The sequence below is a fragment of the Rhodococcus sp. NPDC127593 genome, from assembly GCF_042671975.1.
In the GTDB taxonomy this organism is placed as follows: domain Bacteria; phylum Actinomycetota; class Actinomycetes; order Mycobacteriales; family Mycobacteriaceae; genus Rhodococcus_F.
Genome location: NZ_JBHXWI010000001.1, coordinates 174,024 through 198,643 on the forward strand (window position 1 = coordinate 174,024; position 24,620 = coordinate 198,643).

Below are 24,620 nucleotides of genomic sequence, written 5' to 3' on the forward strand. Positions count from 1 at the left end.
GCTACGAGATGTGCGTCCGCCGCGTCAGCACCAGCAGTGACAGCATCGCCACGGCGCCCGCCGCCGGGATCGCGACGGCCATCGGAACTGCGGTGTCCGGGCCGGCGATGCCGACGAGCGGCGAAACCACCGCGGCGAGGCCGAACTGGCCGGCGCCGAGGAGTGCGGACCCGGTCCCGGACGCCTTGGTCACCTCGCCCTGAGCCAGCGCCGTCGCATTGCCCATCACGAAACCGATGCTCGACACCGAGACGAACAGCGGAATCAGGATCGCCCACCACGGCGGGGAATCGATCAGCGTCGCGGCGAGCAGCAGCACGACGCCCGCTGCCAGGAGGAGCGTGACCCCGAAACCCAGCAGCTGCCGGGCGTGGAATGTGCCCACGAGCCGCGTGTTCACGATCGCGGCGCTCACCATGCCCGCGGCGTTCACCGCGAACACCATGGAGAACTGTCCCGGGCTGAGCCCGAGGACGTTCTGCACGACGAACGGGGACGCGGAGATGTACGAGAAGAGCGCGACGAACCCGAACATGAACGTGAACGCATAACCCAGGTACACGCGGTTGCCGACGACGTAACGCAGATTTCGGACCAGTGCGGTGAGCCCGCCGCCGTGCCGGTTCTCCACGGGAAGCGTCTCCGGGACGAGGATCAGCACTCCCGCGAACATCACCACACCCGCGGCGGTGAGAACCCAGAAGATCCCTCGCCAGCCGACCGGTCCGAGCAGGGCGCCGCCCATCAGCGGTGCGACGACCGGCGCGACCCCGCCGATGATCATCATGATGCTGAAGAGCCGGGCGGCGTTGTCACCGCGGGCTCGGTCGGCGATGCAGGCGCGTGCGAGCACGATCGCCGCGCCACCGCTCAATCCCTGGAAAAGTCGTGCAGCGATGAGGGTTTCGACGGTGGGCGCGAGAGCGCAGGCCATCGCGGCGAGGGTCGTCACGACGGTGGCGCCGATCAGCAGGCGCCGGCGTCCGAGGCCGTCCGACAGCGGTCCGACGACGAGCTGACCGATGCCGAGCCCGGCCATGAACGTCGTCAATGTCAACTGCACGCTCGGCGCCGACGTGTTCAGGCTCTCCGTCATCAGGGGGAGGCCGGGGAGATACATGTCGGTGGCCAGCGGGGCGATCGCGGACAGTAACGCCAGGACACACAACATGGGGATGGAGATCGTTCGCTGCACAAAAGAACTCTAGCGGCGCGGCTGCTTGATTTATCTTCCGTCCGAGTCGACTGTTGCCTCTATGAGCAGCGACCTACCGGCACCGTTGGAGCTGGTACTCGAGGAGTACGCGCGGCATCTCGGGCTCGAACGCGGCCGATCGCAGCACACCGTGAAGGCGTACGTCGCGGACGCGAAGTCGCTGCTGCAGCACTGGTTGTCGACGTCACCGGAGGCGCACCGCGGCGAGCTCGACATCCAGGTGCTGCGGTCGTGGCTCGCGGGCCAGGCGGCGGCCGGGATCGCCCGGACGACCCTCGCCCGGCGGACGTCGTCGGTGCGGAACTTCACAGCGTGGCTGCTCCGGACCCGGCGCATCGCCACCGATCCCGGCGCCCGGTCGGGCGCCGCGAAGGCCCACCGGACGCTGCCCCCGGTGCTGCGACAGTCGCAGGCGGCGGATGTGATGGACGCCGCCGAATCGGGCGCGCAGTAGAACGATCCGATCGCCCTGCGTGACCGTCTCATCGTCGAACTGCTCTATGCGACTGGAATACGGGTGGGGGAGCTGTGCGGCCTCGACCTCGGTTCGGTCGATCGCGAACGGCGGCTGCTGCGCGTGATCGGCAAGGGCGACAAGGAGCGCTCCGTGCCGTACGGGAAACCGGCCGCCGACGCCGTGGACCTCTGGTTGCACGTCGGCAGGCCCGCCGTCGCGACGGACAGTTCCGGGCAGGCGCTCCTCCTGGGCAAACGAGGGAAGCGTCTGGACCAGCGGCAGGCCCGCAGCGTCGTCCACGAGGTCCTTTCCGCGGTCCCCGGCGCACCGAACCTGAGCCCGCACAGCCTGCGCCACACGGCGGCCACACACCTCCTCGAAGGCGGCGCCGACCTGCGCGTCGTGCAGGAACTCCTCGGACACGCCAGCCTCGCGACCACTCAGCTCTACACCCACGTGTCCGTGGCGAGGCTCCGCGCGGTGCACGATCAGGCGCATCCCCGGGCCTGACCCGGTTTGGTAGCGTCGCGCCACGAATCTGCAGTTGTTTCTGCACTATCCCGGGGGAAGTAGTGGACCGCGAAGACTTGACTCGACCGCAGCCGTCCTGGCTGAAAGACGGTGGCGGCGCCCCGGTGGGCGACAGCGCGGCCGATCCATGGGGGCAGCAGTCCTGGGACGGTCCCGCCCCGGAGCCGAGCCGGCATCAGGTGACCAGCCAGGATCTGGTGGCGGATGCTCTCCTCGAACGGGCACGCAGGGCGCCGAGCCGAGGGTGGCGGCGCGGACTGCACCGGCTCACCGGGGGGTCGGTGAATCCGGGGGAGTCGGCAGGGGAGGCGCGCGAAGCGGCGCTGCTCGACCGCATCCGGCAGCCGATCCAGGGGGACTATCGCATTGCGTTCCTGTCCTTGAAGGGCGGCGTCGGCAAGACGACGACCACGATCGGGCTGGGATCGACGTTCGCGTCACTGCGCGGCGACTGCGTGATCGCCGTCGACGCCAACCCCGACTTCGGGACACTTGCGCAACGCGTGCCCCTGCAGACGCATTCGACCGTCCGTGATCTCATCGCGGCGGAGTCGACCATCCGGCGTTACTCGGATGTGCGGGCCCACACGTCGCAGGCGCCGAGCCGTCTCGAGGTGCTTGCGAGCGAACAGGACCCGGCGATCTCCGAGGCATTCAGCGAGGACGACTACCGGCAGGTGATCGACATACTGCAGGTGTACTACAACATCATCCTCACCGACTGCGGCACCGGAATCATGCATTCGGCGATGAACGGCGTCCTGCAACTCGCCAATTCCCTCGTGCTGGTGAGCTCGCCGGCAATCGACGGCGCCCGCAGTGCCGCCGCCACGCTGGACTGGTTGCAGCACCACGGTTACGGGCACCTGGTCTCGCGGACGGTCGTCGTGATCAGCGCCGCCAGGCCCGGCTCGAGCACGATCGACATGACGGAACTGACCAATCACTTCCTGCTCCGGTGCCGGGCCGTGAAGGTGGTGCCGTTCGACGAGCACCTCGCCGAGGGTTCGGTGGTGGATCTGGATCTGCTGCGTCCAGCGACGCGGAAGGCGTTCGTCGAACTCGCGGCGATGGTCGCGGACGACTTCCCGGAGTCGGCAGGCAGGCACGCCGTCGCGGAGTGGCGCTAGCCGCCGACGGGTTCGAGCCGTACCGGCGCCACGCGGACGAGTCCGAGCGGGTCGAGGTATTCGCGGTCGCGGCGAAGACCCCAGTGCAGGCACGCTGCGACGGGTGCGATGCAGCCGGGGTGCCCGGGTTCGAGCGTGCCGAGGACGGTGCCGCGGCCGACGCGCAGCCCGGGGGTAACCCGGGCGGTCACCGGTTCGTACGTGGTGCGGAGGCCACCCGGGTGGTCGACGGAGACGACGGGTTTGCCCGCCACCGTGCCGGCGAACACCACCACGCCCGCCCCCGCGGACAGCACCGCCTCGTCGGGCACGCCACCCAGATCCACGCCGCGATGGCCCGGAAGCCAGTCGCGCTCGGGATTGTCGAACGCCCGGACCACCCGCGGTCGTGGGTGCAGCGGCCAGTCGAAGTCGCCGGTCGGCGCGGCATCGGCGGGCGGAGCGAGGAGAACCGCGGCCGTCAGCAGGGTCGAAGCCGTGGCCGCCGCCGTGAGCACCCGCAGAATCGCCCCGAACTCCGTCATGGCTCGACGATCCCGCACGTCCGGGCCGATGAACGGGCAGCGGACGAGAATGTGGATCGACTGCGCATTGTCCACAGATCCCGCAAAACCCTTGCGCGGGTGGCCGCGGTGTGGCAGGGGCGGTTAGGGCGTTCGGCGTGGAGGCCGTACACTGATCGAGCGGTCTGTGCTCCCACAGTCCGACTTCGCGCGCCCGCGCAGGTTATCGGCCGTCGGCTGGTCTCGCATCTCGGTGTGAGTCCGATGGTCTGCGGGCGCCAGGGTGGAGCGTCTTGTGATGCTCCGCATCAACCGGCAATGAAAGAGAGATACACAGCCATGGCTGTCGTAACAATGAAGCAGCTGCTCGACAGCGGCACGCACTTCGGTCACCAGACCCGTCGTTGGAACCCGAAGATGAAGCGTTTCATCTTCACCGACCGCAACGGCATCTACATCATCGACCTGCAGCAGACGCTGACGTACATCGACAAGGCGTACGAATTCGTCAAGGAGACCGTTGCCCACGGCGGCACCGTCCTCTTCGTCGGCACCAAGAAGCAGGCCCAGGAATCCATCGCGGCCGAGGCCACTCGCGTCGGGATGCCCTACGTCAACCAGCGTTGGCTCGGCGGCATGCTCACCAACTTCACCACCGTCCACAAGCGTCTTCTCCGCCTCAAGGAGCTCGAGGCCATGGAGCAGACCGGTGGCTTCGAGGGTCGCACCAAGAAGGAAATCCTCATGCTCACGCGTGAGATGACCAAGCTGGACCGCACTCTCGGTGGTATCCGCGACATGGCCAAGGTCCCCTCCGCGGTGTGGATCGTCGACACCAACAAGGAGCACCTGGCCGTTGCCGAGGCTCGCAAGCTGAACATCCCGGTCATCGCGATCCTGGACACCAACTGCGACCCCGACCTCGTCGACTACCCGATCCCGGGCAACGACGACGCCATCCGCAGCGCCGCCCTGCTCACCAAGGTCGTCGCTTCCGCGGTGGCCGAGGGCGTGCAGGCCCGTGCCGGACTGAGCGCCGACAAGGACGCGAAGCCCGAGGCCGGCGCCGGCGAACCCCTCGCCGAGTGGGAGCAGGAACTGCTCTCGCAGGCAGCGCCCGCCGCAGAGGCAGCGCCCGCCGCAGAGGCCGCTCCCGCAGCTGAGGCAGAGGCGGCTCCGGCTGCCGAGGCCCCCGCCGCAGCAGAGGCTCCCTCCACCGAGGCCTGATCCGATGCAAACGGCCCTGACCAGAGATCTTTTGGTCAGGGCCGTTTGACGGTCTGGTCCGAGTACTACCCTGACTTACGTCCCGACAGACATATGAGGAGGCTCGCTCACCATGGCGAACTACACCGCCGCTGACGTCAAGCGGCTCCGCGAGCTCACCGGCTCCGGAATGATGGCCTGCAAGAACGCTCTCGCTGAGGCCGAGGGTGACTTCGACAAGGCTGTGGAGCAGCTGCGCATCAAGGGCGCCAAGGACGTGGGCAAGCGTGCCGAGCGCACCACGGCCGAGGGCCTGGTCGTTTCCAAGGACGGCGTCCTGCTCGAGCTCGACTGCGAGACGGACTTCGTCGCGAAGAACGAGGACTTCCTGAAGCTCGCCGAGTCGATCGTCACGGTCGCGGCGGCAGCGAAGCCCGCCGACGTCGACGCGCTCAAGGCGCTCGAACTCGACGGCAAGACGGTCGACACCGTCATCCAGGAGCAGTCCGCGAAGATCGGCGAGAAGCTCGTCCTGAGCAAGATCGCCTCGTTCGACGGACCGGTCGCGGTCTACCTGCACAAGCGCAGCGCCGACCTGCCCCCCGCCGTCGGCGTCCTCGTCGAGTACACCGGCGAGGGTGACGCTGCTGCGGAGGCCGCTCGCGGTGCCGCCATGCAGGTTGCGGCGCTCAAGGCCAAGTACGTCACGCGTGACGAGGTCCCCGAGGACATCGTCGCCAGCGAGCGTCACATCGCCGAGGAGACCGCTCGCGCCGAGGGCAAGCCGGAGCAGGCTCTGCCGAAGATCATCGAAGGCCGCGTCAACGGCTACTTCAAGGACGTCGTGCTGACCGAGCAGTCCTCGGTGCAGGACTCCAAGAAGTCCGTCAAGGCGATCCTCGACGAGGCCGGCGTCACCATCAAGCGCTTCGTTCGCTTCGAGGTCGGTGCTTCGAGCTAGTCGTGTGAGTCGTATGGCCCCGTCGGACGAGTGCGCTCGCCCGGCGGGGCCTACGTATACCGCCACCGTCCTGATGAGGCAGGATGAAGATGGCCGTCTGAATGGGTCGAGTAAGCGCGTGGGTGCGCTCGGCCGCTGTCGAAATCGACGAGTGCTGTGGAACTGAGGAGAGCAATGTCCGAACCAGCCAACGAACGTACGGGATTCCATCGAGTCCTTCTCAAACTCGGCGGAGAAATGTTCGGTGGTGGCAAGGTCGGCCTCGACCCCGACGTGGTAACCAAGGTCGCGGAACAGATCGCCGAGGTCGTGCGATCCGGGGTGCAGGTGGCGGTGGTCATCGGCGGCGGCAACTTCTTCCGTGGTGCGGAACTGCAGCAGCGAGGCTTGGACCGCGCGCGTTCCGACTACATGGGCATGCTCGGCACCGTGATGAATTGCCTTGCTCTGCAGGACTTCCTGGAGAAAGAGGGCATCGACAGCCGCGTGCAGACGGCGATCACCATGGGGCAGGTGGCGGAGCCCTACATTCCGCTGCGCGCTCAGCGTCACCTCGAGAAGGGCCGCGTCGTGATCTTCGGCGCCGGCATGGGCATGCCCTACTTCTCGACCGACACGACCGCGGCGCAGCGTGCACTCGAGATCGGCGCCGAGGTCGTCTTGATGGCAAAGGCCGTCGACGGCGTGTTCACCGCGGACCCGAATCTCGACCCGACCGCGACGATGTACACGCAGATCACGCACCGTGAGGTCATCGAACAGGGGCTCAAGGTCGCCGACGCGACGGCCTTCAGCCTCTGTATGGACAACGAGATGCCGATCATGGTGTTCAATCTGCTGACCGAGGGGAATATCGCTCGGGCAGTGTCCGGTGAGAAGATCGGAACGCTCGTCAAGTCATGACGCGAGTGACACGCTCGACACAGGGTTTTCTCGAAACAGAGGCAGTGACGAATCGATGCAGAACGACATGGAGGAACAGCCGTGATTGATGAAGCTCTCTTCGAAGCCGAGGAGAAGATGGAGAAGGCTGTCACGGTGGCCAAGGACGATCTCGGATCGATCCGCACGGGCCGCGCGAATCCTGGCATGTTCAATCGCATCGGAATCGACTACTACGGCGCGTTCACCCCGATCACGCAGCTCGCCAGCATCAATGTGCCGGAGGCGCGCTTGGTCGTCGTCAAGCCGTACGAGCCCTCGCAGCTCAACGCCATCGAGACGGCGATCCGGAACTCCGACCTCGGCGTGAACCCGTCCAACGACGGAAACCTGATCCGGATCTCCGTACCCCAGCTCACCGAGGAACGCCGCCGCGAGCTGGTCAAGCAGGCCAAGTCCAAGGGCGAGGACGCGAAGGTGTCCGTGCGCAACGTGCGCCGCAAGGCGATGGACGAGCTGTCCCGGATCCAGAAGGACGGCGAGGCAGGCGAGGACGAGGTCGGCCGGGCCGAGAAGGAACTCGACAAGACGACCGCCCGGTACGTCGCGCACGTCGACGAGCTGGTGAAGCACAAGGAAGCCGAGTTACTGGAAGTTTAGTCACGAGACGAGGAGTGGATCGGGGACAGTGACCGTGCCAGCAGAACACGGGACCCCAGGGGGACCCATCTCCGAGGGCGACCCCTCGGAACCGGTCTCCGACGGTGCGGCCGCGTCGGAGGCGGCCCCGGCCGCGAAGTCGAAGGCCGGGCGTAACCTCCCCGCCGCGATCGGCGTGGGCGTCGGTCTCGGCGTCGCGCTGATCCTGATCCTCGTCTACGTGCCGCTGGTGTGGATCGGCGTGGTGGCCGTCGCGATGGCCGTGGCCACCTGGGAGGTCACCAAGCGCCTGCGTGAGGCCGGGATCAGCGCCCCCCGGATCCCGCTGCTGGCCGGCGGCCAGGCGATCCTGTGGCTGGGGTGGCCGTTCGGCCCGGTCGGGGTGCTCAGCGCCTTCGCGGGGACGGTGCTGGTCTGCATGGTTTGGCGGCTGTTCGACCACGGGCTGAAGGCGACACCGCAGAATTTCCTCCGGGACACCGCGATCACCGTGTTCGTCGCCTCCTGGATTCCGCTGCTGGCGTCGTTCGCCGTGCTGATGGTGTTGCAGGACGACGGCGCCGGGCGGGTGCTGTGCCTGATGATCGGCGTGGTCTGCTCCGACGTGGGCGGCTACGCGGCGGGTGTGCTGTTCGGCAAGCATCCGATGGTGCCGGCGATCAGCCCCAAGAAGTCGTGGGAAGGGTTCTTCGGTTCGCTGTTGTTCTGCGTCATCGGCAGCCTGCTCACGGTCACCCTGATCCTCGACGAGAACTCGATGATCGGCGTGCTCCTCGGTGTCGTCCTGGTGGTCACCGCCACGCTCGGCGATCTCATCGAATCCCAGGTCAAGCGAGAGCTTCGCATCAAGGACATGGGCACCCTGCTTCCCGGGCACGGCGGCATCATGGACCGTCTCGATTCCCTGCTGCCGTCGGCGTTCGTGACGTGGCTGGTGCTCACGGTCCTCGTCTGACCGTCCTGCCGTGACCATCCCCAGCCCGAACATCTGGCACTGGCCCGAGTGGTACGAGGTCGAGAATCGTGCCCAGGACGTGGACGGGGCGATCTTTCGGCACCTGCGCGGGGCCGTCGACTGGACCGGCGGCACCGTCGCCGACGTGGGCTGCGGCTCCGGCTTCCACCTCCCGGTCTTCGCCGAGTCCGCGGCCACGGTCTACGGAATCGAACCGCATCCGCCGCTACTGGAACGTGCTCGCACACGAGTCGGGCACCTGCCGAACGTCCGCGTGACCGAGGGCTCGGCCGAGGGCATACCCCTTGGCGACGCGAGCGTCGACGTCGTGCACGCGCGGACCGCCTATTTCTTCGGTCCCGGCTGCGGCCGCGGAATCTGCGAGGCGATGCGAGTGCTGCGCCCGGGCGGCGCGCTCGTGGTAGTCGATCTCGATGCGACGGCCCATCCCTACGGCGAATGGATGCGGGCCGACCTGCCGCAGTACAACCCGGCGACCGTCGAGGCCTTCTTTGCCGCGCAGGGGTTCGACCTGGTGCGCGTGGAGACGCGATGGCGATTCCCGGATCGGGAATCGCTGCGCGGAGTGCTCGGTATCGAGTTCAGCAAGAAGACGGCATCCACGGCGTTCGCGCAGACACCCGGCGTGGCTCTCGACGTGCGCTACCGCGTGCACGTCCGTCGAAAGCCCGCCGGGCTGGAGTTGCTCTGACCGGGTGTCGTCAGCGCGGTGCGATGTGGAAGAGCTTCGCGAGCGCGTTGATCTTCGTGGCCTTCGCCAGCTTGGGGAGGTCGCTGCCGTCCCGTACCCGGGAGCCGTCCTCGCCGAGGTCCGCGATCACATCGCGGGCCCATTCGGCCTCGGCCGGGGAGGGGCTCAGTGCGTCGTTGACCGGCGCCGTCTGCGCGATGGTCATGCACAGTTTGCCGCTCATCCCCATAGACAGGGTGATCGCCGATGCACGGATCAAGGCGTCGACGTCGGTGCCGAGGGTGGGGCCGTCGATCGGCGGTGCGATCCGGGCGGCCCGGCTGGCGACCGTCAGACGGGATCGGGGATAGGCCATCGCCAGCGGCGAATCGTCCATCCCGGTGTCGCGGCGGAAGTCGCCGCTGCCGAACGCGAGCCGGAACGTGGCCTCCGTCCGGGCGATCTCGGGTGCGGCCTCGAGTCCCATCGCGGATTCGACGAGGGCGAGCACCTTCGTGCCCTCGGGGAGCCGTTCGGCGGTGGCGTCGACCTGCATTCCACTCTCGGTCTTGGCGAGCATGACGCCCTCGAGTCCGGGGACACCGTTCAGGGCTGCCAGATCGTCCGCCCAGTAGGGGGTGGTCGCGTCGTTGATCCGCACCCACGCGCGCCGGTTCTCGCCGAGCCAGGCGACGACGTCGGCGCGGGCCTGGGGTTTGCGGTCGGGGGTGACGGCGTCCTCGAGGTCGAGGATGACGGCGTCGGCGGCGCTGGCATGGGCCGCCTCGAAACCCTCGGGTTTGCCGGCGGGAACCAGCAGCCAGGATCGTGCTTGTTCAGCCGCGATACGCGGTGCCACAGTCGTCTCCATGTCGGCCTTCACAGTCGTGCCGTTCCGGTGATATCCACGACAGTAATTCTGCTCGCTCAGCGTCTGCGCAATCCACTTGCGTAACTATTGTTCAGTTAGAAATTACTGTTCAGGCGCCGCTGCCGGTTCGCTGCCCGGCGGATCTGGATGATGCGGACACCGCCCGCGAGGGCCATGATCACCGCGCCGGCGATCGCCGCGAACAGCAGTGTGACGCCCAGCGGGAGGGTGAATTCCCAGGCGAACATTTCGAGGGTCACGCTGTCGAGGTTCTGCAGGATGAACACGAGAAGCAGTACCAGAACGACGATTCCGATCACCAGACCGGTCCAGGTGGCGCCGACCCGGGTGTGCTTGATGCCCTTGCGGCGTGCGACGTCGGGATGCTCGGTGCCGGCCGGTGTGGTGTCGGGGTGCGGCGGGTCCGTGGGCACCGGTCCGGTGCTCGGACCACGGCCGGCCGGGACGTCCGGCGGGAAGTTCGAGGGGTCGTCCGGTGTTGTCGACATAAGTTGATCTTCACCCACCTGGGCGGGTTCCGCATGCGCATCGGGCGGCGAAACGACGTCGATCAGGCATCCGCACGACAACGACCCCCGAATCAATGGGACAATGGAGAAACTATGGCTGTCTCGCTTCCCCTCGTTTTCACCGCGCCCCGGCGTGGGATGCCGCCCAAGCATCTCGCGGACCTCGACTCCGCCGAGCGGCGGGAGGCCGTCAAGGAGCTGGGTCTGCCCGGGTTCCGGGCCGACCAGCTGGCGCGGCAGTACTACGCGCGGCTCGAGGCGGATCCGGAGAAGATGACCGATCTCCCCGCCGCCGTGCGCGAGCAGGTGGGCGCGGCCCTGTTCCCGACGCTGCTGACCCCCGTGAAGCACCTGGCCTGCGACGGCGGTGACACCCGCAAGACGCTCTGGAAGGCGAACGACGGGACGCTGCTCGAAAGCGTCCTCATGCGCTACCCCGACCGCGCGACGCTGTGTATCTCCAGTCAGGCGGGGTGCGGAATGGCGTGCCCGTTCTGTGCGACCGGTCAGGGCGGGTTGCAACGCAACCTGTCGACCGCCGAGATCGTCGACCAGGTACGCGCCGCCGCGGCCGCTCTGCGCGACGGTGACGTCCACGGGGGTCCGGGCCGGTTGTCGAATGTCGTTTTCATGGGGATGGGGGAGCCGCTCGCCAACTACAAGCGAGTGGTCGCCGCCGTGCGCCGCATCACGTCGCCCGCCCCCGACGGCCTCGGATTGTCGCAACGCTCCGTGACGGTGTCGACGGTGGGTCTGGCGCCCGCGATCCGCAAGCTCGCCGACGAGGACCTCAGCGTCACGCTGGCTGTGTCTCTGCACACCCCGGACGACGAACTGCGCGACACCCTGGTCCCCGTGAACAACCGCTGGTCGGTGGCGGAGGTCCTCGACGCCGCCCGCTACTACGCGGACAAGTCCGGCCGCCGCGTCTCGATCGAGTACGCGCTGATCCGGGACGTGAACGATCAGCCGTGGCGCGCCGACCTGCTGGGCAAGAAGCTGCGCAAGGCGCTCGGGCCGCTGGTGCACGTGAATCTCATTCCGCTGAACCCCACACCGGGCAGTGAATGGGACGCGAGCCCGAAGCCGGTGGAGAAGGAATTCGTCCGGCGCGTGCTGGCGCAGGGTGTGTCCTGCACCGTGCGGGACACCCGCGGCCAGGAGATCGCAGCCGCCTGCGGGCAGCTCGCCGCCGAGAACTGAGGTTCCGCCGCGCAGACAGAAACGACAAAACCCCTCGTCCCCGAGTGATCGGGGCGAGGGGTTCGTTCGTGGTTCGGTGCTACCGGGGCTTGCGCCGCAGGACGATGTCGCGAACGAGGATCAGGACCATCAGGGCCGCGCAGCCGATCAGCCACAGGTCCTCGATCTCGCCGGTGTGGTTGCCGATGATCATGAGCAGCAGGAACACGGCGAAGAGCCATCCGAAGAACCGGAACGTCTTCGGCGCCTCACCGCTCCAGCCCCACGCTGCCGACGGGACCTCCGCGGTGTCGATGTGTGCGGCCACGATGGGGTCGCTGGACGAGGGCTCCAACTGGGTACCGGCCACGATCGATCCTCCTGCAGATTCGGTTGCGCTACTCGACATATCGTGACATACGACTGCCCGTCGTATGTAGCGGGGCCATCCATGGCGGGCAGTCCGCATTTCATCAGGAACAATGGGTGGGTGGATGAAAACAGGCCCACTCGCGTCCTGCTGCTCGGCAGCACAGGTTCGATCGGTACCCAGGCGTTGGAGGTGGTGGCCGCCAACCCGGACAAGTTCACGGTGGTGGGACTCGCGGCAGGCGGCGGAAACGTCGAACTGCTGGACCGGCAGATTCGTGAGACGGGTGTGTCCTCCGTCGCAGTCGCGGATCCGCGGGCGGCCGCATCGCTGGGTCGGCCCGGCGTGCTGAGCGGGCCGGACGCCGTCACCGAACTCGTGCGGACCACGGAAGCGGACGTCGTGCTCAACGCACTCGTCGGTTCGCTGGGACTGGAGCCGACTCTGGCTGCGCTCGAGTCCGGCGCGCGGCTCGCCCTCGCCAACAAGGAGTCTCTCGTCGCCGGCGGGCCCCTCGTCACGGCCGCGGCGGCTCCGGGACAGATCGTGCCGGTCGACTCCGAGCACTCCGCGCTGGCCCAGTGCCTGCGGGGCGGCAGCGCGGACGAGGTGGACCGGCTGGTTCTCACCGCCTCTGGCGGACCGTTCCGCGGCTGGACGGCCGATCGGCTCGAATCGGTCACACCCGAGCAGGCCGGTGCCCACCCCACGTGGTCGATGGGGCCGATGAACACGCTGAACTCCGCGACACTCGTCAACAAGGGGCTCGAACTGATCGAGACCCACCTGCTGTTCGGCGTCGACTACGACCGGATCGACGTCACCGTTCACCCGCAGTCCATCGTGCACTCGATGGTCACGTTCACCGACGGGTCGACGCTGGCGCAGGCCAGCCCACCCGACATGAAACTCCCGATCGCCCTGGCGCTCGGCTGGCCGCACCGGGTTGCCGGTGCCGCCGCGGCCTGCGACTTCAGCACCGCATCCACCTGGGAGTTCGAGCCACTCGACTCGCAGGTTTTCCCCGCCGTCGACCTCGCCCGCGAGGCAGGCAAGGGTGGCGGATGCCTCACCGCCGTCTACAACGCTGCGAACGAGGTCGCGGCTCAGGCATTCTTGGACGGGATCATCCGATTCCCGCGCATCGTCCGCACCGTCGCCTCCGTGCTGTCCGAGGCGGACGAGTGGTCGGCGCCACCGGCTACCGTGGAGGACGTACTGGCCGCCGACGGCTGGGCACGTGAGCGAGCACGTCAGCTCGTGAAGCAGGAAGGCTAGAACTGCATGGTGTTCGCAGTGGGCGTTGTTCTCTTCGCCCTCGGGATCGCACTGTCGATCGCACTTCACGAAGCGGGGCACATGTGGGTGGCGCAGGCCACCGGCATGAAGGTCCGCCGGTACTTCATCGGTTTCGGACCCAAGGTCTTCTCCTTCCGCCGCGGTGAGACCGAGTACGGGCTCAAGGCGCTCCCGCTCGGCGGGTTCTGCGACATCGCCGGGATGACGGCGCTGGACGAACTCGAACCGGACGAAGAAGACCGGGCCATGTACAAGAAGCCGACCTGGAAGCGCCTTGCGGTGATGTCCGGCGGCATCGGCATGAACTTCGTCCTCGGGCTCGTGCTGGTCTACGTCCTCGCAGTCGGGTGGGGGCTGCCCGACCTCAACCGTTCCACCGACGCGGTCGTCGGCTCGGTCGGGTGTGCTGCGCCCACCCAGGGTCCCGGCCCCGACTACGCCCTGTCCGAGTGCACCGGCCCGGGCCCCGCCGAGCAGGCGGGCATCAGGACCGGCGACGTCGTCACCGCGGTCGACGGCAAGGACACGCCCTCGTTCGCCGACGTGGCTGCGGCCACACGTCCGCTGTCCGGCCCGGTGGACTTCAGGATCGAGCGGGACGGCGAAGAGCAGACGATCGTCGTCCCGGTCCAGCAGGTGCAGCGCTGGGTCCAGGAAGAGGGGGAGACCGAACCTCACGAGGCGACGGTCGGTGCCATCGGCATCGGGGCGACCCCGAGCGTCGTCGAGCACTCGGCCCTCTCGGCGGTGCCCGCCTCGTTCGAGTTCACCGGCGACATGTTCGTGATGACCGCCGAGCGGCTCGTGCAGATGCCGAGCAAGGCCGTCGACCTATGGCATGCGGTGACGGGCGGCGAACGCGACCCGGAGACCCCGATCTCCGTGTACGGCGCCAGCGTCATCGGCGGTCAGATCGCCGAACAGGGCATCTGGGAGGCGTTCGTGCTGCTCCTCGCGAGCCTGAACTTCTTCCTCGGAATGTTCAACCTCCTGCCGCTGCTGCCGCTCGACGGCGGACACATGGCGGTCACCCTGTACGAGCGGGTCCGGGACTGGTTCCGCAGCAGACGCGGACTGCCCAGCGGGGGACCCGTCGACTACATGAAGCTTCTGCCCGTGACCTATGTGGTGATCGTCATAGGCGGGGCATACATGCTCCTCACCCTGACCGCCGACATCGTCAACCCGATCAAGCTCTTCCAGTGATCGCTAAACTCGGACTTGAAGCTACGAAAGAAGGCACCCACGTGACCAGCCCTGTCGGATTGGGTATGCCCGAAGGCCCGGCCGCCGTTCTCGCACCCCGCCGCAAGACTCGCCAGCTCCAGGTCGGAACTGTCGGTGTCGGCAGCGACTTCCCGGTATCCGTGCAGTCGATGTGCACCACCAAGACCCACGACGTCAACGCCACCCTGCAGCAGATCGCCGAACTCACGGCGTCCGGCTGCGACATCGTCCGTGTCGCCTGCCCGCGGCAGGAGGACGCCGACGCGCTCGCGACCATCGCGAAGAAGAGTCAGATCCCGGTCATCGCCGACATCCACTTCCAGCCCCGCTACATCTTCGCCGCCATCGAGGCGGGCTGCGCGGCCGTCCGCGTGAACCCCGGCAACATCAAGGAGTTCGACGGACGCGTCAAGGAGGTCGCGAAGGCCGCGGGCGACGCAGGCATCCCGATCCGCATCGGCGTCAATGCCGGTTCCCTCGACCCCCGGCTGATGCAGAAGTATGGCAAGGCCACGCCGGAGGCGCTCGTCGAGTCCGCCCTGTGGGAGGCGGGACTGTTCGAGGAACACGGGTTCGGCGACATCAAGATCTCGGTGAAACACAACGACCCGGTGATCATGGTCGAGGCCTACCGGCAGCTGGCGGCGCAGTGCAACTATCCGCTGCACCTCGGGGTGACCGAGGCCGGTCCGGCGTTCCAGGGCACGATCAAGTCGGCGGTGGCGTTCGGTGCGCTGCTGGCCGACGGCATCGGCGACACCATCCGGGTGTCGCTGTCCGCCCCGCCAGCCGAGGAGATCAAGGTCGGCACGCAGATCCTGCAGTCGCTGAACCTGCGGCCCCGGAAGCTCGAGATCGTGTCCTGCCCGTCGTGCGGGCGCGCCCAGGTCGACGTGTACACGCTGGCCGACGAGGTCACCGCCGGTCTCGAGGGTATGGAGATCCCGCTGCGCGTCGCCGTCATGGGGTGCGTCGTCAACGGTCCCGGTGAGGCCCGCGAGGCCGACCTGGGTGTCGCGTCCGGCAACGGCAAGGGGCAGATCTTCGTCAAGGGAAAGGTCATCAAGACGGTTCCGGAGGCGCAGATCGTCGAAACCCTGATCGAGGAAGCGATGCGGATCGCCGAGGAGATGGAGGGTGATGCGAAGCCCGGATCACCTGTCGTGACGGTCAGCTGAGTCGGCGCAGGCAGCGGGCAACGAAACGTCTCCCGTTTCCGGCGAGTTCATGGCAATCTGGTGGGCAGGTCCACTAGCTGACAAGGTTGGGTAGATGCTCAAGCTCCTCGGTGCCAAACAGTTGAGCAGTCGGGACGCAGCACACGTGCTTCGCGTTCTCGACGCCGATCCTGTCGCCGCCTGCATGGTTGCCGCTCGCGTCGAAGAGGGCGGCATCGATCCCCGGATGATCCACGGAGAGTTGTGGAGTCGGGGCGGGCCGCTCGAATCGTTGTGCTTCTCGGGCGCGAACTTCGTGCCGCTGCGCGGCAGCATCGACGACATGCGGGCGTTCGCCGACCGGGCCTGTCGCACGCCGCGGATGTGTTCGTCGCTGGTCGGCAGGGCAGAACTGACGCTGCCGCTGTGGGAGATGCTCGAGATGGATTGGGGGCCTGCCCGCGAGGTCCGGGCCGACCAGCCGCTGCTGGCGCTGGCGAGTACCCCGCAATGCCGCCCGGATCCCTTGGTCCGGCAGGTGCGGATGCACGAACTCGAGCAGTATCTGCCGGCCGCGGTCGCGATGTTCATCGAAGAGGTCGGCATCGATCCCCGCGCCAATGACGGCGGACGAGGGTACCGCCGCCGCGTCGCCAATCTCATCGCCGCCGGCCGGGCGTGGGCCAGATTCGACGACGGCCAGGTGGTGTTCAAGGCCGAGGTTGGATCGGTGTCTTCACGGGTGGGGCAGATCCAGGGTGTCTGGGTGCATCCGATGTATCGCGGACACGGGTTCGGGGCGGCGGGTACCGCGACGGTCGCGGAGGCCGTCATCGCCGAGGGCCGCATCGCCAGCCTCTATGTCAACAGCTTCAACACGGTGGCCCGCAGCGCGTACGCGCGCATCGGCTTCAGCCAGGTCGCGACGTTCGCGACAATTCTCCTGGACTGACTCGCTGTCCGCCTACCGTGTCGGCGGTGTCCGCCGACATACCATGGGCGGCGATGAACCTGCGGCCATATTCTCGCTTACGCGTCGTCCAGTCGATCGCCCTCTGCGGCGCCGCTGTGCTGACGGTGGGTCTCACGGCGTGCACGCCGAGACCGGACGGTCCGGAACCAGCCGCGCAGGCGTTTCTGACGGCGTTCGCCGAGCAGGACCCGGAGCAGGCCGCCGATCTGTCGGATCGCCCCGACGTCGCCCGCCAGGCCCTCGAGTCCGCGTGGACGGCGCTGCAGGCGGAGTCTCTCGACGCCCGGACGACGGACGTTCACGTCAGCGGTGACACGGCCACCGTCGGGTACACGTACGAATGGCATCTGCCGAAGGACCGGGTGTGGACGTATTCGGGTGAACTCCAGATGGGGCGGCGCGGCGGCGACTGGGCCGTGCGCTGGAGTTCCACCAACGTCCATCCCCGGCTGGGTGATCGGCAGACGATGTCGCTGCGTTCCACTGCCCCCCCGCGGGCGCGGGTCAACGAGCATTCCGGGTCGGACGTCCTCGTGCCCGGCGTGGTGTACCGCGTGAAGGTCGATGCGGCGCAGTCGGGCAACGTGATCGGCAGCGCGCAGTCCCTCGCGTCGGCGCTTGCCACGTTCGACAACACGCTCACTGCGCAGTCGATCGCCGAATCGGCGACGGCGGTCAAGGGCGACTACCTCGTCACCAGGCTCCGGTCGGACGACTACGAACAGGTCGCCGGCGTGCTCGGCGCCATTCCCGGTGTGAGCGTGTCCGACGAGGCGGATCTCGTGGCCACCGACCGGAACTTCGCACCCGATCTGGTCGGTCAGGTGAAGAAGACCGTGATCGACGAGGTCGACGGCAAGGCCGGCTGGAGTGTGGTGACGGTCAACCAGAACGGTGTCGACACCGACGTGCTCACCGAGACGGCGCCGCAGACCTCCCCGTCGTTCTCGATCAGTCTCGACCGTCCCATCCAGATCGCCGCGCAGAACGCCGTCAATGCGCGCACCGACCAGACGATGATGGTCGTCATCCAGCCCTCGACCGGCGACGTTCTGGCCGTCGCGCAGAACAAGGCCGCGGACAAGGACGGACCGGTCGCGCTCACCGGACTGTATCCGCCCGGTTCGACATTCAAGATCATCACCGCAGGCGCCGCGATCTCCTCGGGCATCGCGACACCCGACACGATGGTGCCGTGTCCGGGACGCATCGAGATCGGTGAGCGCAGCGTCCCGAACTACAACGAATTCGCGCTCGGTACCGTGCCGATGGCGACGGCGTTCGCTCGGTCGTGCAACACATCGTTCGCGAAACTTGCCAGCGAGATGCGGCCCGACGCACTGACGGTCGCGGCGTCGCAGTACGGAATCGGGCCCGACTACGAAGTGGTGGGCCTGCCGACGGACTCGGGTTCGGTGCCGCCGGCCGAGGATCTGGTGCAGCGAACCGAGGACGGATTCGGGCAGGGCAAGGTGGTGGTGAGCCCGTTCGGGATGGCGTTGGCCGCCGCGACCATCGCACACGGTTCGACGCCCGTGCCGCGGTTGATCGCCGGACGGGAAACCACGATCGACGGCGAGCGTCCGCAGATCAGCCCGGAGATGGTCGACGGGCTGCGCGGAATGATGCGCCTCGTGGTGACGAGCGGTACCGCCGAGCGGATCGAAGACCAGGGCGAGGTGTACGGCAAGACGGGTGAGGCCGAGGTCGAGGGCGGTTCGCACGCCTGGTTCGTCGGCTACCGCGGCGACCTCGCGTTCGCGACGCTGGTGGTGCGCGGCGGCAGTTCCGACAATGCCGTCGCCGTTACCCGCGACATGTTCGCCGCGCTGCCCGAGGGGTACTGACACGCCGCTGTCCACCGATCGGGGGACGCGGAATTCATCCTGTTCAGGGGCTGATCGGTGGACAGACTCGGCCGCCGGGGCGGTCCATAGTTGGTTGCAGACGGAAGAACCCGCACAGTCGGGATCGAAAAGCCAACGTGGACAGGAAGTCGGACCATGACCATCAGTGCAGAAGTCAATCGCGTGGAGACAGCGAACGGCACCCGGAGGGTGTTGTTCGTCGGGCGCCCGGGCGCCGGCACCGAGCTGACGCGGTGGGTTGCGTTGCGGCAGTGGGCTTCCGAACGCGGAATCGAATCGATCAGCGAATGTGAGGGCGACGTCGTCTGCGCGATCGCGACCGAGGACGTCCTGGACGGACTCTGTTCGCCGTCCGATGCGATGGCGATGCAGCTGGCGCGGGCTCGAGGGGTGCCCTGCGTCGGCGTTCGCGACGCACACGTTCTCGAGGATGCGATCTGACATGGGCTTCGAGATCATCGAGCGCGGCGAGACCCTGGTGGCCGGTCTACCAGTGCGAAGCCCCCAGCGAGCGTTGGGGAAGCTGAGCGACCCTCGCCTCGACCGCGCCTGGACGAGAGTGCTCCACCACGAGGTCGGGGGGCCGCTCGCGTCCACCTACATCGACTTCGCACCCGACGTCGAGTCCTATTACACCCAGATCGTCGGGTACGAGTGCGCGACGGTGGACGACGCCACGCGGGGTCACGTCATTTCGCGGATCCCGCCCGGCACGTACGCCAAGTTCTCCTCGCGGGGAATGTTTCCCGACGTGATGCTCCGGCTGTGGGCGCAGGTCAGTGAGGCGGAGACGAACGGTGACATCGAGCGGACGTACACCGGGGACCTCGAAGCGTATCCCCACGCGTACGCCGTGGACCTGTACATTCCGATCCACGTGGACGAGTCCGGGGCGCCGTCGAGTGCGGTGGGTGAGAAGCGATGATCGAGATCGTCAAGCGGGCGGCCGAATCGTTTGTGGGCCTGACCATTCCCGAGGGTAAACCCGGACGTCCCGGGCCGGGCCGGGAACTCGTCGACTACACGGTGGAGCGGATCAGGGATCGGGGGATCTCCGAGATCTTCGTCGTCTACGCGGCCTCCCCGCCGCCGCGCACCTTCACGGTCGTCGTAGGACACCCGTGCGATTCGATCGACAAGATGGAGCACGGCGACGTCCTGGTCGGCGTACGTTCCGGCTATTTCGCCCGATTCTGTTGCGCGGACGAATCGGAACCGGATGCGCTCGCCGAGACGTGGAGCGTCGCCGACTACGCGGCGGCGCGCGGCCGGATCGAACGCGCCTTCACCGAGGACCTCGAGGTGCATCATCCGGACGGGTCGGTCGAACTGTTCCTCTCGCTGTACTGAGCGGCGAACGGGCGGGTCATTCGTGCTCGGCGAGTTTCTCGGGGTCGATCTCGGGCCCGCCCTTGCCGAGCCTCTTGTTCACGACGACGGTCCCGGCCCACAGCACGACACCGATTCCGAGGAGAACGCCCGCGATCTGATACTGCACCGCGGGACGGTCGGCGAAAGGAGTGACGAGGAAGCCGCACGTGAGGGCGCCGATGATCGGCAGGATGGTCGGCACCCGGAAATGCTTGTGCTCGACCGGCTGCTTGCGCAGGACGAGCACGGTGATGTTGACGATGGTGAACACGCCCAGAAGCAGTAGCGCGGTGGTGCCGCCGAGTTCGGGGACCTCACCGACGAACGTGATGAGGCCGAAGGCGAGGATCGTGGTGAAGACGATGGCAACGTACGGCGTGCGCCGCGTGGTGTGAACCTTGCCGAGCGGGGGAGGCAGGACGCCCTCCCGGCTCATGCCGTACAGCAACCGGCTTGCCATCAGCATGTTGATCAGCGCCGTGTTGGCGACGGCGAACATGGTGATGAACGCGAAGATCCCGATCGGGAACCCGGGCGCCCCGGCCTGAACGACCTTCAGCAGCGGAGTGTCACCCTCGCCGAGCTCGCTCACCGGCACGAGGGCGATCGCGGTGATCGACACGAACACGTAGATGCAGCCGGTGATGATCAGCCCGGTCAGCAGGACCTTGGGGAAGATGCGGCTCGGTTCCTTGCATTCCTCGGCCATGTTGACCGAGTCCTCGAACCCGACCATCGCGAAGAAGGCGAGGGCGGTGCCCGCGACGACCGCGCTGAGTGCGGATCGGTCGCCGGTGTCGAACGTAGCCACCCGGGAGAAGTCGCCGTCTCCGACGCCGAGGGCCCACAGCCCGATCATGATGATGATCAGGAGACCGGACAGCTCGACGCAGGTGAGCACGACGTTGGTCTTGACGCTCTCGCTGACCCCGCGGAAGTTGACGAGACCCACCAGCGTCATGAAGCCGAGACCGAGCAGGGTGATGCCGATCCCGGTGGAGAAGTCGAGGTGGAACGCCTCGACGAAATTGGCGGCGAACGCCCGCGACGCCGTCGACGCGGACGTGATTCCCGAGCACATCACCGCGAACGCGACCATGTACGTGAGGAAGTGCACCCCGAACGCCTTGTGCGTGTACAGCGCGGCGCCCGCGGCCTTCGGGAACTTGGTGACCAGCTCCAGATAACTGAATGCGGTGATGATCGCGACGACGAACGCCACCAGGAACGGCAGCCACACCGCGCCCCCGACCTGATTGGCCACCTTTCCGGTGAGCGCGTAGATCCCGGTGCCGAGGATGTCTCCGACGATGAACAGCAGTAGCAGCCCCGGGCCCATCACCCGCTTGAGGCTCGGCTGTTCGGGCGAATTCGAATCCGGTGCGTTCGAACTCGTGGCGTCCGCTGTCGATCCCATGATCCACCGCCTTTCGCTACCGCCTGCGTCCCTCGTTCGAGAAGACGCGTGTCGCTAGGGGAGCAGCCCGAGCCTGCGCGCGGTGACCACCGCCTCGTGCCGCGACCGTGCGTCGAGCTTGCTCATAGCACTGCGCAGGTAACTCTTCACCGTCTCGGGTCCCACCGAGAGCCGCTGTGCTGCTTCGCTGTTGGTGCATCCCAGGGCCACATGGGACAGGACGTCGATCTCGCGTGGAGTGAGGTGGACGGCGGGGTCCTCGTCGGCGTCCGGCCGCAGAATGCCTGCCAGTCGCTGCGACAGCCCGCGGAGGCGGGCCTGCAACGACGTGTCGGCGACGGTCTGCGCGACACCCCGCAGTTCCGCGTGGATGTCGCGGAGCTCCTCGGTGGTGGCGCCGCCGGCGCCGTTCACGTCGAGCGTCTTCATCATCTCGAGGCGGCGATCGACCTCGTCCCGGATGGCGATCTCGGTGCCGAGGCGCCGCGACGCCGCGACGACGATGTCGGCGGTGCGGTCTCCGATCGGTGCGCAGTCGCGGATGGCGGCGTAGAGCACGGCGCGCGAGCTGCCCCGCACCATGACCGGCACCGCCAGGATGGACCGGAGCCCCTCGCTGAGGACGGGCCGATCATAGTGGTGCGTGATGGTCGAGGAGCGGCCGTAGTCGTTGACCGCCGCGGGTGTGCGCTGGGCGACCACGCGGCCGCCGAGTCCCGAACGCGAGGGGATGGCGAGGCCCTTGAGGTTGTTGGTGCGGGTGCCGACGAACTCGCTGAGGTGCAGTGTGCCGTCCTGGACCTCGCCGCCGAACAGGACCGGCGCGACGCCGTGAGCTGCGATGGAACGCAGTTCACCGCGAAGAGCGTCCCCGTCCCGAGGGCGCAGCAGCGACGGTGCGCGAGCAACCAAGTCGGTCACCCCTTTCCGGGGGTAGTCACAGCGGTCTGTGAGCTAGATCATAACCGTAGCGAGTTCGGGCGACGGCCCGACCATCTGTCACGGGCCATGAGAGCACAAGGAGTACCGCATGACCACCGATCCCACCGCACGCGTGCGTGAGCTGCTGGACCAGTACGACACGCCGACGGCGTCCGCCGCGGAACTGCTGTGTGATCGACACCGCGCCGACGACGTGGCGTTCACCGTCGTCGAATCGGATCTGTCGTCGACGGACCTCACCTACGGCTACCTGCGCGAGCAGTCGACGCGATTCGCCGCCGCGCTCGCGGACCTCGGCGTCGAGCCGGGTGACCACGTCGCGACGCTGATGGGCAAGTCGGCCGAACTGGTCGTCGCACTGCTCGGCATCTGGCGCCGGGGTGCCGTCCACGTTCCCCTGTTCACCGCGTTCGCGCCGCCGGCGATCGCGTTCCGGCTGGGTGCGAGCGGAGCGAAGGTCGTCGTCTCCGACGCCAACCAGCTCGACAAGCTGGCCCCCGGAGAAGACATGCCTGCGGATGCGTCCTGGCAGGTCGTCGTCGTGGGCGGGTCCGACTCCGATGCTCTCGACTTCGCGACGCTCGTCGAGTCGCACGACGCCGCGGATGCGAAGGGCGCGTCCGTCACGGTCGGCGGCGACGGACCCCTCGTTCAGTTGTTCACCAGCGGCACGACCGGAACACCGAAGGGTGTGGCGGTGCGACTGCGGGCGCTCGCGTCGTTCCACGCCTACCAGGAGTTCGGCCTCGACGTCCGCAAGGACGACGTGTTCTGGAACGCCGCCGACCCGGGCTGGGCGTACGGCCTGTACTACGCGCTGCTCGGGCCGCTCGCCGCGGGCACCCGCAGCATCCTGCTGCACGCCGGGTTCTCCGCACCCCTCACCTGGCAGGTGATGGAGCGCTTCGGCGTCACCAACTTCGCCGCCGCGCCCACCGTCTACCGCAGCCTGCGGGCCGACCCCACGCCGATCCCCGAGACGGTGAAACTGCGGCGCGCGTCGTCCGCGGGTGAACCGCTCACTCCCGACGTGATCTCGTGGGCCGAGGCCAACCTGGACGTGTTCGTCCGCGACCACTACGGCCAGACCGAGCACGGCATGTTCATCGCCAACTCCTGGGCCGACGGACTGCGGGAAGAGGTGCGCGACGGGTCCATGGGCAAACCGCTGCCGGGGTGGGCGTGCGCCGTCCTCGAGGACGGCTCCGACGCGATCGCGCCGCCGCGCACCCCGGGCCGGGTCGCGATCGACACGCACAACAGCCCGCTGATGTGGTTCACCGGCTACGTCGACGCTCCGGAGAAGACCGCGCAGCGGTTCACCGCCGACGGTCGGTGGTACCTCACCGGCGACGCCGGGCAGACCGACGAGGACGGCTTCTACTTCTTTTCCGCCCGCGACGACGATGTGATCATCATGGCCGGCTACCGGATCGGGCCCTTCGACGTCGAGAGCGTGCTCGTCATGCACGACCACGTCGTCGAGGCCGCGGTCGTCGGGATGCCCGACGAGTTGCGCGGCGAGGTACTCGAGGCGTTCGTGGTCCTGCGCGAGGGCGTCGACGGGACCGGCGAACTCGAGGTCGAGCTGCAGACGCTGGTGAAGAAGAAGTTCGCGGCGCACGCTTACCCGCGCACCGTGCACTTCGTCCCCAACCTGCCGAAGACTCCCAGCGGCAAGGTGCAGCGGTATCTGCTCCGCCAGAAGTAGGCCCTCCGGGCCCGTGCGCCTTTCCGGTAGCTCCTGCTACCGGAAAGGCGCACGGGTGCGTCAGCGCCTGCGGAGCTCGTGCAGCCGCTCCTCGGTGAGCAGGCCGCGTTCGAGGACGAGTTCGGCGATGCCGCGGCCGTCGGCAGCGAGGTGGTCGAGGTGCTCACCGTGGTGCCGTGAATATCGACTCCCTGGGTGAGATGGCGCGCCGATTCGACCCGGGAACCTCGCTGTGCGCGGCGATCCGCGGGACCGGCGTGGTGTTCGCGTCCGCGACCGAGCGGATCGAGACCGTGCCGGCCTCCCCGCGGGAGGCCGCGCTGCTCGACTCGACCACCGCGATGCCGATGCTGCGGCTCCACCGTGTCTCGCTCGACACCGGCGGCGTCCCGATCGAACGGGTGCGTTCCCTCTACCGCGGCGACAGGATCGCCTTCCTCACCACGCTGCGGGAGTGGCGTCGACGCGCACGCCGGGTCCGGAGACGCCCGGGCCATGCACGGGTCTAAC

24 protein-coding genes and 2 pseudogenes are annotated in these 24,620 nt (G+C 67.7%); 19 read left to right on the forward strand and 7 right to left on the reverse strand.

The features are described 5' to 3' along the window. Position 1: 1 nt before the first annotated feature. Positions 2-1,171 carry a multidrug effflux MFS transporter gene (locus ACFVJ3_RS00860; protein WP_378450404.1) on the reverse strand — a complete coding sequence of 390 codons (1,170 nt, stop codon included), beginning with the start codon at positions 1,169-1,171 and terminating at the stop codon, positions 2-4. A gap of 85 nt (positions 1,172-1,256) precedes the next feature. Here ACFVJ3_RS00860 and ACFVJ3_RS00865 point away from each other — a divergent pair. Together ACFVJ3_RS00865 and ACFVJ3_RS00870 are read left to right on the forward strand one after the other, a co-directional pair. Then, a pseudogene (locus ACFVJ3_RS00865) lies at positions 1,257-2,183 on the forward strand (tyrosine recombinase XerC). 125 nt (positions 2,184-2,308) lie between these two features. Next, the gene (locus ACFVJ3_RS00870) at positions 2,309-3,334 is read left to right on the forward strand and encodes a MinD/ParA family protein (RefSeq protein WP_378450405.1); all 1,026 of its coding nucleotides are present in this window, start codon (positions 2,309-2,311) and stop codon (positions 3,332-3,334) included. Here ACFVJ3_RS00870 and ACFVJ3_RS00875 read toward each other — a convergent pair. Next, positions 3,331-3,933 (reverse strand): M23 family metallopeptidase, encoded by a 603-nt coding sequence (locus ACFVJ3_RS00875; protein ID WP_378450241.1) that lies wholly within the window; start codon positions 3,931-3,933, stop codon positions 3,331-3,333. The two genes, ACFVJ3_RS00870 and ACFVJ3_RS00875, sit on opposite strands and share 4 nt — an antisense overlap. Before the next feature lie 243 nt (positions 3,934-4,176). Between ACFVJ3_RS00875 and rpsB the strand changes: the two genes are divergently transcribed. From rpsB to ACFVJ3_RS00905, 6 genes are all read left to right on the forward strand, one after another. Beyond that, complete coding sequence (gene rpsB, locus ACFVJ3_RS00880; RefSeq protein ID WP_141466989.1) at positions 4,177-5,064, forward strand: 30S ribosomal protein S2; 888 nt, start codon at positions 4,177-4,179, stop codon at positions 5,062-5,064. A gap of 112 nt (positions 5,065-5,176) precedes the next feature. Next, complete coding sequence (gene tsf, locus ACFVJ3_RS00885) at positions 5,177-6,004, forward strand: translation elongation factor Ts (RefSeq protein ID WP_378450242.1); 828 nt, start codon at positions 5,177-5,179, stop codon at positions 6,002-6,004. Positions 6,005-6,178: 174 nt separating this feature from the next. Further along, entirely contained in the window at positions 6,179-6,907 is a 729-nt protein-coding gene (pyrH, locus tag ACFVJ3_RS00890; protein ID WP_005240535.1) for a UMP kinase, read from the forward strand. A gap of 81 nt (positions 6,908-6,988) precedes the next feature. Then, positions 6,989-7,546 (forward strand): ribosome recycling factor, encoded by a 558-nt coding sequence (gene frr, locus ACFVJ3_RS00895; protein WP_378450243.1) that lies wholly within the window; start codon positions 6,989-6,991, stop codon positions 7,544-7,546. Between the two features lie 28 nt (positions 7,547-7,574). Beyond that, a complete protein-coding gene (locus ACFVJ3_RS00900) occupies positions 7,575-8,501 on the forward strand; it encodes a phosphatidate cytidylyltransferase (protein WP_378450244.1) in 927 nt (308 codons plus the stop codon). 10 nt (positions 8,502-8,511) lie between these two features. Beyond that, a complete protein-coding gene (locus ACFVJ3_RS00905; protein ID WP_378450245.1) occupies positions 8,512-9,213 on the forward strand; it encodes a class I SAM-dependent methyltransferase in 702 nt (233 codons plus the stop codon). 10 nt (positions 9,214-9,223) lie between these two features. Here the strand turns inward: ACFVJ3_RS00905 and ACFVJ3_RS00910 are convergent, their stop codons facing one another. Both ACFVJ3_RS00910 and ACFVJ3_RS00915 read right to left on the reverse strand, forming a co-directional pair. Next, positions 9,224-10,075: an HpcH/HpaI aldolase/citrate lyase family protein gene (locus ACFVJ3_RS00910; protein ID WP_378450246.1), complete on the reverse strand. Its 852-nt coding sequence runs from the start codon at positions 10,073-10,075 to the stop codon at positions 9,224-9,226. Positions 10,076-10,158: 83 nt separating this feature from the next. Next, entirely contained in the window at positions 10,159-10,572 is a 414-nt protein-coding gene (locus ACFVJ3_RS00915) for a lipopolysaccharide assembly LapA domain-containing protein (RefSeq protein WP_378450247.1), read from the reverse strand. A gap of 114 nt (positions 10,573-10,686) precedes the next feature. Between ACFVJ3_RS00915 and rlmN the strand changes: the two genes are divergently transcribed. After that, a complete protein-coding gene (gene rlmN / locus ACFVJ3_RS00920; protein WP_005240549.1) occupies positions 10,687-11,796 on the forward strand; it encodes a 23S rRNA (adenine(2503)-C(2))-methyltransferase RlmN in 1,110 nt (369 codons plus the stop codon). A gap of 79 nt (positions 11,797-11,875) precedes the next feature. Here the strand turns inward: rlmN and ACFVJ3_RS00925 are convergent, their stop codons facing one another. Continuing rightward, positions 11,876-12,145: a DUF2631 domain-containing protein gene (locus tag ACFVJ3_RS00925; protein ID WP_378450248.1), complete on the reverse strand. Its 270-nt coding sequence runs from the start codon at positions 12,143-12,145 to the stop codon at positions 11,876-11,878. Between the two features lie 81 nt (positions 12,146-12,226). Here ACFVJ3_RS00925 and dxr point away from each other — a divergent pair, with 81 nt between their 5' ends. From dxr to ACFVJ3_RS00965, 8 genes are all read left to right on the forward strand, one after another. Beyond that, positions 12,227-13,423, forward strand: a complete 1,197-nt coding sequence (dxr, locus tag ACFVJ3_RS00930) for a 1-deoxy-D-xylulose-5-phosphate reductoisomerase (protein ID WP_378450249.1) — start codon at positions 12,227-12,229, stop codon at positions 13,421-13,423. 6 nt (positions 13,424-13,429) lie between these two features. Further along, positions 13,430-14,650, forward strand: a complete 1,221-nt coding sequence (locus tag ACFVJ3_RS00935) for a M50 family metallopeptidase (protein ID WP_378450250.1) — start codon at positions 13,430-13,432, stop codon at positions 14,648-14,650. 41 nt (positions 14,651-14,691) lie between these two features. Next, complete coding sequence (gene ispG / locus ACFVJ3_RS00940; RefSeq protein WP_378450251.1) at positions 14,692-15,849, forward strand: flavodoxin-dependent (E)-4-hydroxy-3-methylbut-2-enyl-diphosphate synthase; 1,158 nt, start codon at positions 14,692-14,694, stop codon at positions 15,847-15,849. A gap of 94 nt (positions 15,850-15,943) precedes the next feature. Next, the gene (locus ACFVJ3_RS00945; protein ID WP_378450252.1) at positions 15,944-16,780 is read left to right on the forward strand and encodes a GNAT family N-acetyltransferase; all 837 of its coding nucleotides are present in this window, start codon (positions 15,944-15,946) and stop codon (positions 16,778-16,780) included. 53 nt (positions 16,781-16,833) lie between these two features. Beyond that, complete coding sequence (locus ACFVJ3_RS00950) at positions 16,834-18,648, forward strand: penicillin-binding transpeptidase domain-containing protein (protein WP_378450406.1); 1,815 nt, start codon at positions 16,834-16,836, stop codon at positions 18,646-18,648. Between the two features lie 156 nt (positions 18,649-18,804). Continuing rightward, on the forward strand, positions 18,805-19,110 hold the full coding sequence (locus ACFVJ3_RS00955) for a hypothetical protein (RefSeq protein WP_378450253.1): 306 nt from the start codon (positions 18,805-18,807) through the stop codon (positions 19,108-19,110). A 1-nt stretch (position 19,111) separates the two neighbouring features. Beyond that, positions 19,112-19,594, forward strand: coding sequence for a GyrI-like domain-containing protein (locus ACFVJ3_RS00960; RefSeq protein WP_378450254.1), 483 nt, complete (start codon positions 19,112-19,114; stop codon positions 19,592-19,594). Next, positions 19,591-20,019, forward strand: a complete 429-nt coding sequence (locus tag ACFVJ3_RS00965; RefSeq protein WP_378450255.1) for an AraC family transcriptional regulator — start codon at positions 19,591-19,593, stop codon at positions 20,017-20,019. The genes ACFVJ3_RS00960 and ACFVJ3_RS00965 overlap by 4 nt, the downstream gene beginning before the upstream one ends. A 16-nt stretch (positions 20,020-20,035) precedes the next feature. Here ACFVJ3_RS00965 and ACFVJ3_RS00970 read toward each other — a convergent pair whose 3' ends face one another. Continuing rightward, entirely contained in the window at positions 20,036-21,457 is a 1,422-nt protein-coding gene (locus tag ACFVJ3_RS00970; protein WP_378450256.1) for an APC family permease, read from the reverse strand. A gap of 54 nt (positions 21,458-21,511) precedes the next feature. Next, entirely contained in the window at positions 21,512-22,378 is an 867-nt protein-coding gene (locus ACFVJ3_RS00975; protein ID WP_378450257.1) for a response regulator transcription factor, read from the reverse strand. Between the two features lie 109 nt (positions 22,379-22,487). Between ACFVJ3_RS00975 and ACFVJ3_RS00980 the strand changes: the two genes are divergently transcribed. Both ACFVJ3_RS00980 and ACFVJ3_RS00985 read left to right on the forward strand, forming a co-directional pair. Further along, entirely contained in the window at positions 22,488-24,110 is a 1,623-nt protein-coding gene (locus ACFVJ3_RS00980; protein WP_378450258.1) for an AMP-binding protein, read from the forward strand. A gap of 194 nt (positions 24,111-24,304) precedes the next feature. Then, positions 24,305-24,619: pseudogene (locus ACFVJ3_RS00985) on the forward strand (UTRA domain-containing protein); the annotation flags it as partial. Position 24,620 lies beyond the last annotated feature (1 nt).